This window comes from Bradyrhizobium sp., from assembly GCF_049798375.1.
In the GTDB taxonomy this organism is placed as follows: domain Bacteria; phylum Pseudomonadota; class Alphaproteobacteria; order Rhizobiales; family Xanthobacteraceae; genus Bradyrhizobium.
In genome coordinates this window covers 1-3,649 of sequence record NZ_JBARGP010000532.1, presented here as the reverse complement: position 1 = coordinate 3,649, position 3,649 = coordinate 1, and the positions used below count along the sequence as shown (strand labels likewise).

The 3,649-nt window shown below is 64.0% G+C and carries 4 protein-coding genes; all 4 read left to right on the top strand.

Going from position 1 to position 3,649, the window contains the following annotated elements; all coding sequences use genetic code 11:
• A partial coding sequence (locus tag WA702_RS21580) for an acetyl-CoA carboxylase biotin carboxylase subunit (protein WP_425112580.1) occupies positions 1-1,119 on the top strand: 1,119 nt, incomplete at its 5' end.
• Between the two features lie 115 nt (positions 1,120-1,234).
• Positions 1,235-2,755 carry a sensor histidine kinase gene (locus tag WA702_RS21575; protein ID WP_425112579.1) on the top strand — a complete coding sequence of 507 codons (1,521 nt, stop codon included), beginning with the start codon at positions 1,235-1,237 and terminating at the stop codon, positions 2,753-2,755.
• Entirely contained in the window at positions 2,752-3,189 is a 438-nt protein-coding gene (locus WA702_RS21570; protein ID WP_425112578.1) for a response regulator, read from the top strand. Before WA702_RS21575 ends, WA702_RS21570 begins: the two co-directional genes overlap by 4 nt.
• A partial coding sequence (locus tag WA702_RS21565) for a response regulator (RefSeq protein WP_425112577.1) occupies positions 3,186-3,649 on the top strand: 464 nt, incomplete at its 3' end. The genes WA702_RS21570 and WA702_RS21565, both read left to right, overlap by 4 nt.

Genomic DNA, 3,649 nt, shown 5'->3' with positions numbered 1-3,649 from the left:
GTGCATCCCGGCTACGGCTTCCTGTCGGAGAATGCCCGCTTTGCGGAAATTCTCGCCGACCATAATCTGCATTTCATCGGCCCGAAGGCCGAGCACATCCGCCTGATGGGCGACAAGATCGAGGCCAAGAAGACCGCCAAGCGCCTCGGCATTCCTGTGGTGCCGGGCTCGGACGGCGGGGTGACGCCCGACCAGGACGCGTTGGGAATCGCGAAAGCGATCGGCTTCCCGGTGCTGGTCAAGGCGGCGGCCGGCGGCGGCGGGCGCGGCATGAAGGTCGCGCAGACCGAAGCCGATCTGGCGCTGGCGCTGACCACGGCCGCCAATGAGGCCAAATCGGCGTTCGGCGACGCCTCGGTCTATCTCGAGAAATACCTGCAGAAGCCGCGCCACATCGAGATCCAGGTGCTGGGCGATGGCCGCGGCGGCGCGATCCATCTCGGCGAGCGCGACTGCTCGCTGCAGCGCCGCCACCAGAAGGTCTGGGAGGAAGGCCCCTCGCCCGTGCTGAATGCCGCAAGCCGCGCTAAGATCGGCGAGACGGTGGCGAAGGCAATGCGCGAGATGAAATATCTCGGCGTCGGCACCATCGAATTCCTTTACGAAGACGGCGAGTTCTATTTCATCGAGATGAACACCCGCATCCAGGTCGAGCATCCCGTCACCGAGATGATCACCGGCATCGACCTCGTGCTGGAGCAGATCCGCATCGCGGCCGGCGGCGACCTGCCGATGCAGCAGAGCGAGGTCGTCATCAACGGCCATTCGATCGAATGCCGGGTGAACGCGGAGAACCCGGTCAGCTTCCGGCCCTCGCCGGGCAAGATTCAGCAATATCATCCGCCCGGCGGCCTCGGCGTGCGGATCGATTCGGCGGTCTATCAGGGCTATGTGATCCCGCCTTATTACGACTCGCTGGTCGGCAAGCTGATCGTGCACGGCAAGACCCGGGTCGAATGCCTGATGCGGCTGCGCCGGGCGCTGGACGAGATGGTGGTCGACGGCATCGAGACCACCTTGCCGCTGTTCCGGGCGCTGGTCCGGGAGCCCGCGATCATCGACGGCGACTACCACATCCACTGGCTCGAACAATATTTGGCCGGCCAGCAGACCGAATGATCGGCGGCAGGTCTTTTTCGAATGCCGCGGGAACCAACCCGCACGTCGCACGTTATGGCCCGCTGGGGACCCCACCAGGGGGCAGTCATTTCCGGATTGATGATGCGAGTTTGTCGTGACGCCTGATGCTCGACGCAGGCGCGCACTGGGGCAAATCCTGCTGCTGTCTGCAGGTTTTCTGGTGCTGGTGGTTATCAGCGCCGCGTCCGTGCTGCTGGTGAACAAGGCGCGTGAGGATTCCGGGTGGGTGGTCCACACCCTGGAAGTTGGAAACCAGGTCAGTACGCTGCTGCTCGAGGTCAGGCGGGCCGAAAGCAGCGCCCGTGGCTACCTTCTCACCGGCGGGCAGGAGTTCCTGGCGGCCCACGAAGCCGCAGCTACGGCGATTCCAGCCCTGGTTGACCGCCTTGCGGCGTTGACCCCCGACAATTCCGCACAAGTCGCCTCGGTCGCCAAGCTTCGCGCCGCGATCGATGTCCGAATGGGACAGTTCAAACAGGAAAAAGCTCTTTTCGCACAGGGAAAGACGACCGAAGCTGCCGCACTCGTGCGCAACGCTTATGCGGGCAATATCAATTCCGTCATTCGCGACACCGCCGAGGCGATGCGCCAGGAGGAAGACCGGCTGTTCGCGCTGCGTACAGCCAACGCCGACCGCAGCCAGCGGATGGCGACCTTGGTGACTATCGCGGGCTCGGCTTTGGTGCTGCTGCTGGCCGCGATCTCGATCATGCTTGTGCGCGCCTCGGCCCGCGCCCGCGACGTGGCCGAAGCCAAGCTGCGCGAAAACAATCTCAATCTGGAGAGCACCGTCGACGAGCGCACCGCCGATCTGCGGGAGGCCAATGACGAGATCCAGCGCTTCGCCTACATTGTCAGCCACGATTTGCGCTCGCCGCTCGTCAACATCATGGGCTTCACCAGCGAGCTGGAGGAGCTGCGCAACGACATCTTTCGTCGCATCGCGACGCTGGCGCGATCCGCGACCGCCTCGCCGCCCCCCGCCGAGGGCACAGATCCCGCGCTCGAAGGCCCCGACAAGCAGCTCTCCGACGATTTCAGCGAGGCGCTCGGCTTCATCAAGTCGTCGATCGCCAAGATGGATCGCCTGATCAGCGCGATCCTCAATCTCACCCGCGAAGGCCGCCGGGAATTCGTTCCGGTGCGGATCGATACCCGCGAGCTGCTCGAGACCATCGTGCAAACGGTTGCGCACCAGGCGGCCGAAGCCAATGCCAGCATCCACATCGAACCGCTGCCGACCATCGTCAGCGATCGCCTCGCGATCGAGCAGATCTTCTCCAATCTGATCGACAATGCGGTCAAATACCTGAAACCGGGTGTCGCCGGCGAGATCTCGATCCGCGGTCGCACCCGGCTCGGCTTTGCCATTTTCGAGATCCGCGACAACGGCCGAGGGATTGATCCCAGGGATCATCAGCGTATCTTCGACCTGTTCCGCCGAGCCGGAACCCAGGACCGGCCCGGACAGGGCATCGGTTTGGCACATGTGCGCGCACTGGTGCGGCGGCTCGGCGGCACGATGTCGGTCGCATCGGAACTCGACCACGGCAGCACCTTCACGATTACGCTGCCGATCAGCTGGAATGCCTCAAACCGGAAGCCGGACCAATGACCAATCCCGTGACGATCGTCATGATCGAGGATGACGAAGGCCACGCTCGCCTGATCGAGCGGAACATCCGGCGTTCCGGCGTGAACAACGAGATCATTCCGTTCACCAACGGTACAGATGCGATGAAGTATCTGCTGGGCGCTGATGGCAGCGGCCTCGTCCACAAGGGACAGGCCCTCCTGATTCTGCTCGATCTCAACCTGCCGGACACAACCGGCATCGAGATCCTGAAGCAGGTCAAGGAGAACAAATTCCTGAAGAGCGCGCCGGTCGTGATCCTGACCACGACCGACGATTCCCAGGAGATCAAACGGTGCTACGAGCTCGGCTGCAACGTCTACATCACCAAGCCGGTGAACTACGAGAGTTTCGCCAACGCGATTCGCCAACTCGGCCTGTTCTTCTCGGTCATCCAGGTTCCACCCGCCGCATGACGTCGCCCTCACCAACGCTGCTGTATATCGAAGACGACGCGGCGCTGGCGCGGCTGGTCGAACGCGGCCTGACGCGGTACGGCTTCAAGGTCGAGCATGCGCCCGATGGCCATGCCGGTCTGGCCCGGCTGGCAACAGGCGGTATCGACGTCGTTGCGCTCGACCAATATATGCCCGGTCTCGACGGCTTGGAGACGCTGGAGCGCATCATGGCGTTGCCCGACGCACCACCGGTGGTGTTCGTCACGGCGTCGCAGGATTCCAAGATTGCGGTGACCGCGCTGAAGGCCGGGGCCGCCGACTATCTGGTCAAGGACGTCCAGGGCGAGTTCGTTCCGCTGCTGCATGTCGCAGCCGAGGGCGCGCTGCGCCAGGCCCGGCTGCAGAAGGCGCGCGACGAGGCCGAGGCGGAGGTCCGCGCCTCGCGCGACCGCTTCGAGGCGCTGGCCGCCGAGCGCGA